This is a genomic window from Xanthomonas bonasiae (assembly GCF_017163705.1).
GTDB lineage: Bacteria > Pseudomonadota > Gammaproteobacteria > Xanthomonadales > Xanthomonadaceae > Xanthomonas_A > Xanthomonas_A bonasiae.
The window spans coordinates 1-13,315 of sequence record NZ_JAFIWB010000018.1 but is presented as its reverse complement, the minus strand read 5'-3'; the positions used below and the strand labels follow the sequence as shown (position 1 = coordinate 13,315).

16 protein-coding genes are annotated in these 13,315 nt (G+C 70.3%); 10 read left to right on the top strand and 6 right to left on the bottom strand.

Features of this window, described 5'->3' with window-relative positions:
• Nucleotides 1-137 precede the first annotated feature (137 nt).
• Both JR064_RS14935 and gstA read right to left on the bottom strand, forming a co-directional pair.
• Complete coding sequence (locus tag JR064_RS14935; RefSeq protein ID WP_206230241.1) at nt 138-1,535, bottom strand: FAD/NAD(P)-binding protein; 1,398 nt, start codon at nt 1,533-1,535, stop codon at nt 138-140.
• Between the two features lie 252 nt (nt 1,536-1,787).
• Entirely contained in the window at nt 1,788-2,417 is a 630-nt protein-coding gene (gene gstA, locus JR064_RS14930; RefSeq protein ID WP_206230240.1) for a glutathione transferase GstA, read from the bottom strand.
• Nucleotides 2,418-2,559: 142 nt separating this feature from the next.
• Between gstA and JR064_RS14925 the strand changes: the two genes are divergently transcribed.
• From JR064_RS14925 to accC, 5 genes are all read left to right on the top strand, one after another.
• Nucleotides 2,560-2,883, top strand: a complete 324-nt coding sequence (locus JR064_RS14925) for a winged helix-turn-helix transcriptional regulator (protein ID WP_206230239.1) — start codon at nt 2,560-2,562, stop codon at nt 2,881-2,883.
• Nucleotides 2,884-3,196: 313 nt separating this feature from the next.
• Nucleotides 3,197-3,643: a type II 3-dehydroquinate dehydratase gene (gene aroQ, locus JR064_RS14920; RefSeq protein ID WP_206230238.1), complete on the top strand. Its 447-nt coding sequence runs from the start codon at nt 3,197-3,199 to the stop codon at nt 3,641-3,643.
• A gap of 93 nt (nt 3,644-3,736) precedes the next feature.
• Entirely contained in the window at nt 3,737-4,216 is a 480-nt protein-coding gene (gene accB / locus JR064_RS14915; RefSeq protein WP_179569069.1) for an acetyl-CoA carboxylase biotin carboxyl carrier protein, read from the top strand.
• A gap of 77 nt (nt 4,217-4,293) precedes the next feature.
• Nucleotides 4,294-4,671, top strand: a complete 378-nt coding sequence (locus tag JR064_RS14910) for a four helix bundle protein (protein ID WP_218848413.1) — start codon at nt 4,294-4,296, stop codon at nt 4,669-4,671.
• A complete protein-coding gene (accC, locus tag JR064_RS14905; protein ID WP_179569073.1) occupies nt 4,661-6,028 on the top strand; it encodes an acetyl-CoA carboxylase biotin carboxylase subunit in 1,368 nt (455 codons plus the stop codon). The genes JR064_RS14910 and accC overlap by 11 nt, the downstream gene beginning before the upstream one ends.
• Before the next feature lie 232 nt (nt 6,029-6,260).
• Here accC and JR064_RS14900 read toward each other — a convergent pair whose 3' ends face one another.
• A complete protein-coding gene (locus JR064_RS14900) occupies nt 6,261-7,154 on the bottom strand; it encodes an AraC family transcriptional regulator (RefSeq protein ID WP_206230237.1) in 894 nt (297 codons plus the stop codon).
• Between the two features lie 100 nt (nt 7,155-7,254).
• On the opposite strand from JR064_RS14900, the gene JR064_RS14895 reads away from it, so the two are divergent.
• A complete protein-coding gene (locus JR064_RS14895; protein WP_206230236.1) occupies nt 7,255-8,016 on the top strand; it encodes an SDR family oxidoreductase in 762 nt (253 codons plus the stop codon).
• A gap of 68 nt (nt 8,017-8,084) precedes the next feature.
• Here the strand turns inward: JR064_RS14895 and JR064_RS14890 are convergent, their stop codons facing one another.
• Both JR064_RS14890 and JR064_RS14885 read right to left on the bottom strand, forming a co-directional pair.
• A complete protein-coding gene (locus JR064_RS14890; RefSeq protein ID WP_179569078.1) occupies nt 8,085-8,441 on the bottom strand; it encodes a hypothetical protein in 357 nt (118 codons plus the stop codon).
• Complete coding sequence (locus JR064_RS14885) at nt 8,438-9,385, bottom strand: hypothetical protein (RefSeq protein WP_206230235.1); 948 nt, start codon at nt 9,383-9,385, stop codon at nt 8,438-8,440. Before JR064_RS14885 ends, JR064_RS14890 begins: the two co-directional genes overlap by 4 nt.
• Nucleotides 9,386-9,590: 205 nt before the next feature.
• On the opposite strand from JR064_RS14885, the gene prmA reads away from it, so the two are divergent.
• Nucleotides 9,591-10,511, top strand: a complete 921-nt coding sequence (gene prmA, locus JR064_RS14880) for a 50S ribosomal protein L11 methyltransferase (RefSeq protein ID WP_206230234.1) — start codon at nt 9,591-9,593, stop codon at nt 10,509-10,511.
• 48 nt (nt 10,512-10,559) lie between these two features.
• On the opposite strand, the gene JR064_RS14875 is transcribed toward prmA, so the two are convergent.
• Nucleotides 10,560-11,027 (bottom strand): hypothetical protein, encoded by a 468-nt coding sequence (locus JR064_RS14875; RefSeq protein WP_206230233.1) that lies wholly within the window; start codon nt 11,025-11,027, stop codon nt 10,560-10,562.
• A gap of 186 nt (nt 11,028-11,213) precedes the next feature.
• On the opposite strand from JR064_RS14875, the gene JR064_RS14870 reads away from it, so the two are divergent.
• The 3 genes from JR064_RS14870 to fis all read left to right on the top strand — a co-directional run bounded on the left by JR064_RS14870 (nt 11,214) and on the right by fis (nt 13,054).
• A complete protein-coding gene (locus JR064_RS14870; RefSeq protein ID WP_179569086.1) occupies nt 11,214-11,582 on the top strand; it encodes a helix-turn-helix transcriptional regulator in 369 nt (122 codons plus the stop codon).
• Between the two features lie 302 nt (nt 11,583-11,884).
• On the top strand, nt 11,885-12,667 hold the full coding sequence (locus JR064_RS14865; protein ID WP_206230288.1) for a DUF3426 domain-containing protein: 783 nt from the start codon (nt 11,885-11,887) through the stop codon (nt 12,665-12,667).
• Nucleotides 12,668-12,781: 114 nt separating this feature from the next.
• A complete protein-coding gene (gene fis / locus JR064_RS14860; protein ID WP_003471008.1) occupies nt 12,782-13,054 on the top strand; it encodes a DNA-binding transcriptional regulator Fis in 273 nt (90 codons plus the stop codon).
• The last annotated feature ends 261 nt before the right edge of the window (nt 13,055-13,315 follow it).

Here is a 13,315-nt window from a genome sequence, read left to right as displayed (position 1 = left end):
CAATCGGCCCTGTGCCCGTTCGCGCACTCGCCCCTGTAGGAGCGGCTTCAGCCGCGACGGGCTTTACTGACAATGCCTGTCGCGGCTGAAGCCGCTCCTACAAGAGATGGGGGATCGTCGCCTGGATCGGGATTGCGCTATAACGCCTGCCGCTGCGCCTTGCTGCCGGCGCCGCCGGCAGCAACCCGTGCCTGCCCCAGCGCCGCCAGTTCCGCGGCCAGACGTTGCGCGCCGGCGCGCAATTCCGGCACCGCGGTGATCTCCCACAGGCCGCCGCGCAGCAGCGGTCCCAGGCAGTACAGTCCGGCGACCGGGTGGCCGCTGCCGTCGCGCACCTGCAGGCGCTCGTCCACCACCAGGCCCAGGCCCAGCGGATCGGGCTGCAGCAGGCCCGCATCGCGCATCGTCGCGATCAGCGGATGGCTGGTGCGGGCGACGTCGGTGTCCAGCCCGGTGGCGCGGATCAGCACGTCGAAGTCTTCGGTGCGCGCGCTGCTGCTGGCGCGATCGCGGATCACCGCCTCCACCGCGGTCTCGCCCAACCGCGCGCGCAGCAGGCGCCCGGCGCGGATGCGCAACTGGCCCTGCTGCTGCATCTGCGCCAGCGCGCTCGCGGCAGCCGGCGCCAGCCGGTGCCGCGCCACTTCCCAGTACGGGCGCAGATGGCGCAGGAACCGCGCGCGTGCCGCCGGCGCCAGGCCTTTCCAGAACGGCTGCAGATGCGGGCGCAGCGCATCGACCACGCAGCGCCAGTCCTCCACCACCGTGGTCAGCTGGCGCAGGCTGCGCACCAGGCCGGCGAGGTCGTGGTTGCGCAGCGCCTGCGCCACGCTCGGCGGCAGCGTCACCGCCGCGCCCGGCTGGGCCAGGTGCGCCTGCGGCGCCAGGCCGCGCCGCGACAACGCGGTGATCGGGCCGCGATGGCCGCGGCGGCGCAGGGTCAGCGCGACATCGGCCATGGTCAGGCCGGTGCCGACCAGCAGCAGCCGCGCCTGCGGCGACACCTCGTCCAGCACCCCGTCCTGCCACGGCCAGCCGATGTAGCGCCGGTGCACCGCCAGGCGCGGACCGATGCCGGGCAGCGCCGCCGGCGGCAGCGCGCCGATCGCCAGCACCACCACGTCGCTGACCACGTCCTCGCCGTTGGCCAGGAAGATGCGGAAACCGTCCGGGCCGCGTTCCACCGCCACCGCCTCTTCGCTCACCCGCGCCACCTCGACCGCCGACGCGGCGAGCGCGCTGTCCAGATGCTGCTCCAGGTAGCGGCCGTACTGCAGCCGCGGCAGGAACTGCAGACGCTTCTCGGCGTCGAGCTGCAGGGCATCGGCGAAGCCGCCCGGATCCTGCGGATCCACGCCGAGATCCTTGGCGCGCACGTTCAACAGATGTTCCGGCCGCGCCGCGCCGTAGGCGATGCCGCGGCCGTAGGTGTCGGCCACGCCGATCAGGGTGATGCGGCTGGCGGCGCCCTGCCTGGCCAGCGTCGCGGCCAGCACGTTGCCGCAGAATCCTGCGCCTATGATCGCAATTCGCATGGCTCGCACTCGTGGCCGGTCGGGGCGTCCTTTGTGCCCCCGATGCCGGCCGCGGGTGTAAATCGCCGGTTAATGCGCGGCACTTGGTGCATGCCGATCGGGTATCAGCACATGCGCTTGGCCCATAAGCGGTGTCCGCTGGACCTTGGCGCGGGACCGCGCGATCGTCGCGCGGTGCGAGGAAATCGCCGGCACGCCATGGTGCGTTTCCCGCATCGCGCGCAGATGCCCAAGGATCAATGAGCGGGCGGCCTACTGCAGCCCTTCTTCGCTCAGCGCCTGCTGCACCGACGGCCGCGCGTGCACGCGCCGGTACCATGCCTGCAGGTTCTGCAAGGCGTCGAAGTGGATGCCCGCCTTGTAGTGCGAGGTCAGCCAGGACGCCTGGCCCCAGCCGGTCAACGCATACAGATAGGCATCGGCGACGGTGAAGGCATCGCCCATCAGGAACCGGCGCCCGGCGAGCTGCGCATCGATCCAGGCGAAGCGCTGCTCCAGCTTCGGCCGGGCGGTGTCCACGTACTGGCCGGCGAGCCGCGCGTACAGCAGGGGAATAAAGCCCTTGTGGATCTCCGTCGCCAGGAAGTTCAGCCACTCCTGCAGCCGGTAGCGCTGCATGCTGCCATTGGGCGGCACCAGACCGCGTTCCGGCTTGCGGTCGCCCAGGTATTGGACGATGGCGGGACCTTCGCGCAGCACGCTGCCGTCGTCGAGTTCGAGCGCCGGCACGTAGCCCATCGCATTGACCCGACGGAAATCCGCGCCGTCCTCGGTCAGGTGCTTGCGGTGATCGACCCGCACCAGCGTCGCCTCGAGGCCGAGCTCATGCAGCACGATATGCGGCGCGAGGGAGCAGGCGGCCGGGATGTAGTACAGCTTCATTGCGATCTCCAGAAAGTGGGCGCAGCGCTCGCGAGCGCGGCCCGACGCATTCTAGAAACCAGGTATAGAAAAGGAAGAAGGCACTATAATGTTGTCTAGGTACAAAATTTATACCTGGTGCGCGCGCACCGAGGAAGCTGCGATGAAGGACAACGTTTCCGGCTGCTCCGTGGAAGAGGCCATGCGCCTGCTCGGCGGAAGATGGCGCCTGTTGCTGGTGTCGTACCTGCTCGACGGGCCCAAGCGGTTCAACGAACTGCGCCGCGACATTCCGGCCATTTCGCAACGCATGCTGACCCTGGATCTGCGCGCCCTGGAAGAGGCGGGGCTGATCCAGCGCACCGTGTACGCCACCGTGCCGGTCAAGGTCGAATACGCGCTGACCGGGGACGGGCGTCGCCTGGAACCGGTGGTCGCGGTGATGCAGGAGTTCGGGTTGTGGGTCAAGGCGCGGTCCGCCAACTGAGCGATGCCGGCTGGGGACGGCGATGTTCGCGATCGCGGCCGCCCTGCGCTTGACCTGGAAGGACGCATGTCCGAGCCTGCGGCAGCGCATAGCGTGGCGCCGTCCTCCGCGCACGATCTCGGACCATGCAGACCGGCGGGACGGGCCAGGAGGTACACAGGCATCGCGGAGACGACGCCCGCGTTCGCGCCCGAACTGCCAGCGGCTCACGCCGCAGAACCAAACATCCGTTTAAAACACGCGCAACTTCGCCGAACTGGACAGTAATCCCGGCTTCGCGCAGACTGCCGCCCTTTCCGCTGCTTTGTCTTCCATGGCGCGACTGCTGCTGTTGCATGGCCCCAACCTCAACCTGCTCGGCACCCGCGAGCCGGGGGTCTATGGGCACGCGACGCTGGCGCAGATCGATGCGGCGCTGCTCGCGCAGGCCACGGCCGCCGGGCACCAGCTGGACAGCCTGCAGTCCAACGCCGAGCACGTGCTGGTGGACCGGGTGCAGGCCGCACGCGGCGACGGCACCGCCTTCATCCTGATCAACCCGGCCGCGTTCACCCACACCTCGGTGGCGCTGCGCGACGCGCTGGCGGCGGTGGCGATCCCGTTCATCGAGATCCACCTGTCCAATCCGCACAGCCGCGAGCCGTTCCGCCACCACAGCTATTTCAGCGACCACGCGGTCGGCGTGATCTGCGGCTTCGGCGCCGACAGCTACCGCTACGCGATGGACGCGGCGCTGACGCGGCTGGGCGCGGCCGCATGAACACCTGTCGCGCGCGCCCGGCGGCGTACGCCCCTATCCGAGTTCGCCGGGCCGCGTGCCCGGTCATTTCCCGATTCACCTCAAGAGGCCGTTATGGATCTCCGTAAAATCAAGAAGCTGATCGACCTGCTGGAAGAGTCCAATCTCGCCGAGATCGAGATCAAGGAAGGCGAGGAAAGCGTGCGCCTGGCGCGCACGCCCAAGGGCATGATCGCCAGCGCCCCGCAGTACGCCGCGCCGGCCCCCGCCGCGCCGCCCGCTGCCGCGCCGATGCCGATGAGCTCGCCCACCGAGGCCTCCACCGGCGGCACCGCCAAGCCCGGCAACGCCCTGCCCGAAGGCCACGTGCTGCGCGCGCCGATGGTCGGCACGTTCTACACCTCGCCGTCGCCGGACAAGCCGGCCTTCGTCAGCGTCGGCCAGGCGGTCAAGGCCGGCGAGACCCTGGCGATCATCGAGGCGATGAAGATGTTCAACCCGATCGAAGCCGACGTCTCCGGCACCATCGTCGCGATCCTCAGCGAAAGCGGCGTGCCGGTGGAGTTCGATCAGCCGTTGTTTGTGATTGGCTGAGCGGCCGGGATTGGGGATTCGTGATTTGGGATTCGCAACAGCGGCCACACGAGCGCCTCACGGTGTGGCGCGATGCGATGACGTTGGTCGAAGCGACCTACCATCTCACCCAGAGCTTCCCCGATGCCGAACGCTTTGGACTGACCGCACAGATGCGGCGCGCGGCGATCAGCGTTCCCTCCAACATCGCGGAGGGCGCCGCGCGGCGGTCCACTGCCGAGTACCTGCGTTATCTGTCGATGGCGCGAGGCTCGCTGGCCGAGCTGGATACGCAGATGCAGATCGCGACACGGCTGCAGTTCGGTTCGCCGGACGCGGCAACCCTCGATCTCTTGAACCGCACCTTTTCCAGGCTCAACGCATTGATCCGCACGCTGGACGATTCGCGACATCTGCGCGAGCCCGGCGCCCTCTACGAATCCCCAATCTCGAATCCCGAATCCCATGCTCGATAAAGTCGTCATCGCCAATCGCGGCGAAATCGCGCTGCGCATCCTGCGCGCGTGCCATACGCTCGGCATCCGCACGGTCGCGGTGCATTCCACCGTCGATCGCAACCTCAAGCACGTGGCCATGGCCGACGAGTCGGTGTGCATCGGCCCGGCGTCCTCGGCCGAGAGCTACCTCAACATCCCGGCGCTGATCGCCGCGGCCGAGGTCACCGACGCGCAGGCCATCCATCCCGGCTACGGCTTCCTGTCGGAGAACGCGGACTTCGCCGAGCGCGTGGAGCAGTCCGGCTTCATCTTCATCGGGCCCAAGGCCGACACCATCCGCCTGATGGGCGACAAGGTCGAGGCGATCCGCGCGATGAAGGCCGCCGGCGTGCCGTGCGTGCCCGGCTCGGGCGGCCCGCTGGGCGACGACATCGTCGCCAACACCAAGGTCGCGCGCGAGATCGGCTACCCGGTGATCATCAAGGCCGCCGGCGGCGGCGGCGGCCGCGGCATGCGCGTGGTGCATTCGGAGGCGGCGCTGAAGGCGGCGATCGAGACCACCAAGTCCGAAGCCAAGGCCGCTTTCAGCAACGACCAGGTGTACATGGAGAAGTTCCTGGAGAACCCGCGCCACGTGGAGATCCAAGTGCTGGCCGACGGCCAGGGCAACGCCATCCACCTGGGCGAGCGCGACTGCTCGATGCAGCGCCGCCACCAGAAGGTGGTCGAAGAAGCCCCCGCGCCGGGCATCACCGAGCAGCTGCGCAGCGAGATCGGCAAGGTCTGCGTGGACGCCTGCGTGCGCATCGGCTACCGCGGCGCCGGCACCTTCGAATTCCTGTTCGAGGACGGGCGCTTCTACTTCATCGAAATGAACACGCGCATCCAGGTCGAGCACCCCGTGACCGAGCGCATCACCGGCATCGACCTGGTCTGCGAGCAGCTGCGCATCGCCGCCGGCCACAAGCTGAGCATCAAGCAGAGCGACATCGTGCTGCGCGGCCATGCGATCGAGTGCCGCATCAACGCCGAGGATCCGGAAACCTTCATGCCCAACCCGGGCCTGATCACCGGCTTTCACCCGCCCGGCGGCCCCGGCGTGCGCGTGGACACGCACATCTACAGCGGCTACAAGGTGCCGCCGAACTACGACTCGATGATCGGCAAGCTGATCGTGCACGGCCCCGACCGCGAGACCGCGATCGCGCGCATGCGCGTGGCGCTGAGCGAGATGGTGGTGGACGGGATCAAGACCAACATCCCGCTGCAGCAGCGGATCATGCGCGACAAGGGCTTCCAGGCCGGCGGGCAGAACATCCACTATCTGGAAAAGCGCCTGGCCGAGCGCAAGAACAAGTCGATTGCGTTGGTGTGAGAGGCCGGGATTGGGGAGTCGGGAGTCGGGATTCGTAAAAATGCGGACCCGGGTCCTGATCCATTCCTGGTGATGGCAGGCGACCGGTTCCCGTCGCTGCCAGGGCGCGCCTTGGGCAAGCCTTCGCCGGATGCGCGTTGCGCGGCACAGTGCCAATCGCATCCGGCCTCTTCGGATTGCCCGCAGATGGCGTTGCAAAAGACTGCCATCGGCATCGCCGCCGCGGTTTGCGTCAGCGCTTGGCGTACTGGCTGGGCGCTTCGCCCACGTGGCGGCTGAAGGCGACGCTGAAGCTGCTGGTCGAGCCGTAGCCGACGCGCTGGGCCACCTCGGCCACAGCCAAGCCCTCGCGCCGCAACAGATCCTTCGCCACCTGCATGCGCCAACCCACCAGATATTCCATCGGCGGCACGCCAACCGTGCGGGCGAAGCGCTCGAAGAACGTGGAGCGCGACAGCGCGGCCGCCTGCGCGAGTTCGCCCACCGTCCAGGCGTGATCGATGCGGGCATGGATCCGCGTGAGCGCCATCGCCAGCCGTTCGTCGCCCAGGCCGCGCAGCAGGCCCGGCGGCGCATTGCCCGCGGTCGTCCAGCGCAGGGCCTCGACCAGCAGCATCTCGACCAGCCGCGAAAGCACGTACTCGCTGCCCGGCTTCCTGTCGTGGTATTCCTCGCCCACCATCTGCACCAGTTGCATCAGGCGGCCGGCGCCCCGCACGTGGACCACCGCCGGCAGCAGCGAGACCAGCAGCCCGGCATGGGCGCTGTCGAACAGGAAGGCGCCGCCCAATGAGCGCATGTCCGGCGCGCCGTCCGGTTCGCCGTGGCGCCGTTCGCCCTGCCCGCCGGGAACGACCTTCGGATCGATGAACACCGGCGGCGCCGGCACCTGGCTGGAGAGCGTGAACGCCGGCGTGGTCGGCAACAGCACGAAATCGCCGGCGCCGATCGTGATCGGCGGATGCCCGTCCACCGCCAGCACAGCGATGCCCTCGAGCACGATGCAGAACCCCGGCTGCCCGTACTCGGCATAGCGCACCGCCCAGTTGCCCTTGCCGCTGATGAGGTTGGCGAACACCGCGCGGGGTTGGAGCAGGCGGACGAGGTCGGAAAGTGGATCGTGCATTTCGGACTTTCGCTAAAACAAAACGGATTCTGAATTATCGATCATCCGATGCGGCTGACCTATCGTTTCCTCCCGAGTCCACTCACTCCTGGAGAACGCAATGCAGACCGTCCTGATCACTGGCTGTTCCTCCGGCTACGGCCTGGAAACCGCGCGCCACTTCCTGGCCCAAGGCTGGAACGTCGTCGCCACCATGCGCCAGCCGCACCCGGCGCTGCTGCCGGCCTCGCCCGACCTGCGCCTGTTGGCGCTGGACGTGACCCAGCCCGACAGCATCGCGCTGGCGCTGGAAGCGGCCGGCCCCATCGACGTGCTCGTCAACAACGCCGGCATCGGGCTGTTCGGGGCGTTCGAAGCCACGCCGATGGCGACGGTGCGCGAGGTGTTCGAGACCAACACCTTCGGCGTCATGGCGATGTGCCAGGCCGCGATTCCGCGGTTTCGCCAGCGCGGCGCGGGCGTCATCGTCAACGTGACCTCCAGCGCCACGCTGGCGCCGTTCCCGCTGGTGGCCGCGTACACGGCGAGCAAGACCGCGGTGCAGGGCTTCACCGCGTCGCTGCGCCACGAACTCCAGGCGTTCGGCCTGCGGGTCAAGCTGGTGGAGCCCGGCTACGGCCCGTCCACCCGGTTCACCGCCAACGGGCAGCAGCGCATGCAGGGCCTGATCCCGGACGCCTACGCGCCGTTTGCCCGCGAAGTGTTCTCGAGCCTGGGCCAACCGACAGCGGTGACCATGGCCAGCGACGTCGCCCAGGCGATCTGGGACGCCGCCAACGACGCCAGCGACCGCCTGCATTACCCCGCCGGCGCCGACGCCCTGGCCCTGTCCGCGCAGCCGGCGCCCGCCAAGGAGCGCTGATCACCAAGCTGCAAGACCTCACGGGAACCGCAAACCCGCCTTTGCGAATCCCGAATCCCCAATCCCGGCTACTTCGCCTGCTGCGTCCCCGGCACCGGCTCGGCGCCCAGGGTCGAGGTCGGGCTGACGATCATCACCGTCTCGGTCGAGCCATCCGGCCACACGATCTGGAAGGTGCTGCCCGGGCTCAGCGTGGAGAACGGCATGCCGCTGCGCGCGCGGTAGATCGCCGCCACCTGCGCGGCACCGGCGCGGCGCAGGTCCGGGTCGGCGTGCGCGGTGGTCAGCTCGACCTTGGACAGGCCGCGGTAGCGCTGCTCGGCCGTGTCGATCAGCAGCAAGCCGGCCGCCGCCGCCGAATAGGCGACCAGGGCCAGCACCCAGAACCAGAACTTGGCGCCGTGCAGCCATCGCCGGTAATTCATGACCCCGCTCCTCTCGCCGTCGTATCCACCAGCCGGTTGACCATCTCGTTCATCGTGTCCGTACCTTGCCGCGGCACCGCGGCGTCGTAAACAAAACTGCTGAAATCCTGGCTCGGGTCCTGCGAGCAGATCCCGCCGTTGGCGCAATAGCGGGTCATCAACTCGCTGTTCGGGCCGCAATCCAGCCCCAGCCGGCAGGCGGCCAGCTGCCAGGCCAGTTCGGTGAAGGCGGTGCCGGCGATGCGCTCGTCCAGGCTGTCGTCGCCGCTGGCGGCCAGGCCCATCGCCGGCGCCAGCGCCATGTACGCATCCGGATCGCCGGAGGCGCGCACCCGTTCGACCAGGTCGCGCTTGTAGCCGGCCGAGGACTGCAGCGGCTGCCCCAGCGTCAGCAGCGCCGCCTCCGCGGCCAGGTTGCCGCCGCGCGCGGCCTGCACGCGCTGGGCGACGATGGCCTGGCGGGTCAGGCCGTCGCCGGGCACGAAGCCGGCGCAGCGGCGGCCGACCCGCGCGCGCGCAGCGACCATCCGCCCCGAGGTCGGCAGTTGCGCCGCATCGATCGCGCGGGTGTCGGCGGCATAGCCGGCCGGATTCATCGCATAGCCGGCGCAATAGTCGTAGATGCGGCTGAGCAGCCAGGACGCATCGGCATCGCCCTGCGCGGCGGCGGCGGACAGCTGCTGCGCGGTGCGGTACAGGTCGGGACTGCGTTCCAGCGCGGTGCGCCGGTCGGGCGACGCCGCCGGCAATAGCTGAACCGAGGTGGGCCTGCGCTGGTCCTGCGCCGGCACGCCCACGTTGGCCGGGGTGGCCGCGGCGGCACCCGCGCTCACCGGCAGCGCCGGTGCCGCCGCCAGTAGCACCGCGCGATAGCCGACCACGCCCAGCAGCAGCGCAGCGGGCGCCAGCAACAGCCAGGTTTTGCGGGACACGGCGAAGGGCATGCGCGTAGGCGATCGGGGCAGCAGGCGACGAGGGCGGCCGCGTCCGCTGGAACCGGGGGCCGCCGCAATGTCGCAGTCTAGCGCAGCCGATGGCGGGCCATGGCAGACAATGGCGTCCGCGGTCACGTCGCGCGCGGCCGGCGCCGGGCCGGGCCGCCGCCGCGGTCGTCTAAGATGCGCGGTCACTCCTCCTCGTGCCCGACCGATGCCGTTCCTCGAACTGACTGTGCGCTGCACCGATGCCACCCAGCCCCGCTACGAGAATGCGCTGGAGGACGTCGGCGCGCTGGCGGTCACCCTGCTCGACGCCGAGGCCGACACCAGCAACGAGCGCGCGATCCTGGAACCGGGGGTCGGCGAGACCCCGCTATGGGGCACGCTGGTGCTCAGCGCGCTGTTCCCCGCCGAACAGGACGCGTTGCTGCTGCTGGCCGCGCTGGAAGCGTTCGATCCGGGACTGGACTGGGCCCAGGCCACGTTCCGCAAGGTCGACGACCAGGACTGGGAACGCGCCTGGCTGGACCAGTTCCAGCCGATGCGCTTCGGCACTCGCACCTTCATCGTGCCGTGGAACCACGAGCTGCCGGAAGAAGCGCGCGGCGCCGATGCCGCGGTGGTGCGGCTGGACCCGGGCCTGGCGTTCGGTTCCGGCACCCACCCGACCACCGCGCTGTGCCTGCGCTGGCTCGACGCCCTGGCCGCCGACGGCGCGCTGGCGCAGGCGCGCGTACTCGATTTCGGCTGCGGCTCCGGAATCCTGGCGCTGGCCGCGCTGAAGCTGGGCGCGGCGGCGGCGGTGGGCGTGGACAACGATCCGCAGGCGCTGCTGGCCACGCACGACAACGCCGAGCGCAATGACGTCGGCGCGCGCCTGGCGGTGCACCTGCCGGCCGACGAGCCGGTGGCCACCTATCCGGTGGTGGTCGCCAACATCCTGGCCTCGGCGCTGGACGCGCTGGCGCCGACCCTGGCCGAACGCGTCGCGCCGGGCGGGCGCATCGCCCTGTCCGGGATCCTGCATGGCCAGGAACAGGAGCTGTTGCAGCGCTACGCACCGTGGTTCGAGCAATTGCGCACGGAGCAGGACGGCGACTGGATGCGCATCGACGGCGTGCGCCGCGCCTGAGTCCGCGGGCCGGCGGGTCCGCTCACGCGGTCGCGCCGGATCCAGCGCTCACCCGCGGCCTGCGGCCAGGCTGCGGATCGCCGCGGTCAGCAAGGCCGCCTCGGCATGGATCGCCAGCACCCGGGTCCGCGGCCGCCAACCCTGCGCGCGCAGGCGGCGCTCGTGCCAGCGATGGCCGCGCCGCGCCCGCGGCAGCCGCCAGGCCAGTTCCAGCAGCACGCCGATCAGCGCCGACGCGCCCAGGGCCTGCACCAGCGCCACCCAGCCCGCGGCGTGCACCAGCAGCCACAGCGGCGCCGGCACCCGCGACGGCGGCGCGGGCGGATACGGCAGCGCGAACACCTGCCATGACCAGCCCTGCCTGACCGCGCGGCGACCGTCGCCGGCATCGGCCCAGATCCGGTAGCGGTGCGCACCGATCCCCGGCGGCGGCCGCGGGCGGCTGTGCGCGCGCAGCGGCGCGAGCGCGAAACGGGGGTGCTGGGCGTCTTGCAGCGGGGCATCCTGCGTGTGCATCGGCGCGTCCTGGTCCATGGCAGCGGGTCGGGCGGCGGCGGCAGAGACGGCGCGGACGATGCGGCGTCTTCACTGCGCACAGCCATCGTCGACGACAGTATCAACAACAAAGTGCTAATTGAAAGCCGTACGAACCAACTTTCCCAGTCGGCGCGGCTATATCTCGCCTCCCCCGCGGAGGTGAGCGTGAGCAGCAGGTTGTACGAACGGGTGCGCGAAGCGCGCAAGCTGACCGGCCTCACCCAGGAAGCGCTCGCGCTTGACCTGTCGGTGACCCGCAGCGCCGTGGCGCAGTGGGAGATGGCCGACGGCACCGCGCCGGCGGTGGAGCACCTGATCGCCCTGGCCCGCCGCAGCGGGCTGACCTTCGAATACCTGGCCACCGGCCGCGGCGAACGCGTGTTCGGCGAACCGCTGTCCGTCGCCGAGGAAGCCGCGCACTACCGGCAACTGTCCGACCAGCAGGCACGCCTGCTCGACAGCTTCGAGACCCTGAGCCCACGCCAGCGCGCCGGCCTGCTGGACCTGATCGGCGCCGGCAAGCACCGGCGCTGAGCGGGGCAGGCGCCGCCCGGCGTTCCTGTAGGAGCGGCTTCAGCCGCGACAGGAACTTACCGAAGGTGCCTGTCGCGGCTGAAGCCGCTCCTACAGAAGCCACGACCGCGCTGCAGCCCGCTCCCGCGCGTGCTTGAATAGGGTTCTCGTTGCCGCCGTCGCCTTCACGCATGCCCGATCCCACCCCGCCCCGCCCCAGCCTCGCGACCCTGCTGCGCCAGCCCCAGCGGCCGGCGCCGGAACAGGCCGATGGCACCGCGCCGGCCGGTCCCGCGGCGGACGCGGCGGCCAGCCCCGCCGAGATGGGCGACACCGGTAACGGCGCGACGCCGCGTGCCGATGCCGCCGGCGCGCCACTGTCCACGCCTGCGCCGGTGTCGATGGCGGAGACGGACGCCTCGCGCGCCGCCGGGGCCTCCGCAACGCCGCCCGCTTCGGTGAGCGGCGAGTCGATCGCGCCTGGCGCACTCGAACTGCAGTCGGAGCCGGAATCGGAGCTGGAGCTGGCGCCGCCGCCGCCGCCGCCGCCGCCGGAACCGGAACCCAGCGCCGCCGCCGCCGCAACCGCCGCCGCTCCCAGCTTCATGCAGCCCAGCGCGCCCCGCCGGCCGGTGCTGCGCGCCGCGCCCTGGCAGTGGATCGCGCTGGTCGGGCTGGGCCTGCTGCTGGCGCTGCAGATCCTGGTCGCCGACCGCCAGCGGCTGGGCGCCGACGCGCGCTGGCGGCCGTGGGTGGCCGGCGTGTGCCAGGCGCTGCGCTGCAGCCTGCCGCCGTGGCGCGAGCCGAGCGCGTTCACCATGCTCAGCCGCGAAGTGCGGCCGCTGCCCGGACGCGCCGGCACCCTGCAGATCCAGGCCACCTTCCGCAACGACGCGCGCTGGGCGCAGGCCTGGCCGCTGCTGCAGCTGTCGCTGGCCGATGCCGACGGCCGCACCATCGGCAGCCGCGTGCTGCGCCCGGAGGAGTACCTGGGCCGCACCCGCCCGGATGCGGCGACGCTGGCGCCCGGACAGAGCGCGCAGGTGGCGTTCCAGGTGCGCGAACCGGCCGCGGGAACCGCGGCATTCAGTTTCGACTTCCACTGAAACGCTGTGACACCACGATCCGCCATGGCAGCGAGGCAGGCCACGCGCTAGACTCGTCCCCCCGCGCCGGCCCTCCGCCCTCCGGCGCCGCCGTCATCCGGGGACCCGCCGAACTTGAACGCTGCCACCACTCGTCCTGACTCCAGTCGCGGCGCGCCGAAGCCGCCGCTGCGCGAACACGTGGCGCAGTCCGTGCGCCGCTACCTGCGCGACCTCGATGGCTGCGACGCCGACGACGTGTACGAGATCGTGCTGCGCGAGATGGAGATCCCGTTGTTCGTGGAAGTGCTCAACCACTGCGAAGGCAACCAGAGCCGCGCCGCGGCGATGCTGGGCATCCATCGCGCGACGTTGCGCAAGAAGTTGAAGGAATACGGGTTGGCTTGAGAGCCGGGATTCGGGATTCGGGATTCGGGATTCGGACGGCAGGATTACGTCTGCGCGCAAATCCGCTGCCAAATCACTGATAAAAAAAAGGCCGCCTTTTCTGCAGAAAAGGCGGCCTTTTCATTTCAATCTGTGCGCTCTTCTGTAGGAGCGGCTTCAGCCGCGACGCGTTACCGGTAAGGCGTCGCGGCTGAAGGCGCTCCTACAGGAGGCGGCCCGGTCACCGCGAATCCCGAATCCCCAATCCCCAATCCCCAATCC

Excerpts from the sequence above, each read along its gene's own strand:
- JR064_RS14890 (WP_179569078.1), bottom strand. The coding sequence starts at position 8,441 with ATGAATTACCGGCGATGGCTGCACGGCGCCAAGTTCTGGTTCTGGGTG.
- JR064_RS14885 (WP_206230235.1), bottom strand. The coding sequence starts at position 9,385 with ATGCCCTTCGCCGTGTCCCGCAAAACCTGGCTGTTGCTGGCGCCCGCT.
- JR064_RS14935 (WP_206230241.1), bottom strand. The coding sequence starts at position 1,535 with ATGCGAATTGCGATCATAGGCGCAGGATTCTGCGGCAACGTGCTGGCC.
- accB (WP_179569069.1), top strand. The coding sequence starts at position 3,737 with ATGGATCTCCGTAAAATCAAGAAGCTGATCGACCTGCTGGAAGAGTCC.
- JR064_RS14875 (WP_206230233.1), bottom strand. The coding sequence starts at position 11,027 with ATGCACACGCAGGATGCCCCGCTGCAAGACGCCCAGCACCCCCGTTTC.
- JR064_RS14865 (WP_206230288.1), top strand. The coding sequence starts at position 11,885 with ATGGGCGACACCGGTAACGGCGCGACGCCGCGTGCCGATGCCGCCGGC.
- JR064_RS14895 (WP_206230236.1), top strand. The coding sequence starts at position 7,255 with ATGCAGACCGTCCTGATCACTGGCTGTTCCTCCGGCTACGGCCTGGAA.
- prmA (WP_206230234.1), top strand. The coding sequence starts at position 9,591 with ATGCCGTTCCTCGAACTGACTGTGCGCTGCACCGATGCCACCCAGCCC.
- aroQ (WP_206230238.1), top strand. The coding sequence starts at position 3,197 with ATGGCGCGACTGCTGCTGTTGCATGGCCCCAACCTCAACCTGCTCGGC.
- JR064_RS14900 (WP_206230237.1), bottom strand. The coding sequence starts at position 7,154 with ATGCACGATCCACTTTCCGACCTCGTCCGCCTGCTCCAACCCCGCGCG.
- accC (WP_179569073.1), top strand. The coding sequence starts at position 4,661 with ATGCTCGATAAAGTCGTCATCGCCAATCGCGGCGAAATCGCGCTGCGC.
- gstA (WP_206230240.1), bottom strand. The coding sequence starts at position 2,417 with ATGAAGCTGTACTACATCCCGGCCGCCTGCTCCCTCGCGCCGCATATC.
- JR064_RS14910 (WP_218848413.1), top strand. The coding sequence starts at position 4,294 with ATGACGTTGGTCGAAGCGACCTACCATCTCACCCAGAGCTTCCCCGAT.
- JR064_RS14925 (WP_206230239.1), top strand. The coding sequence starts at position 2,560 with ATGAAGGACAACGTTTCCGGCTGCTCCGTGGAAGAGGCCATGCGCCTG.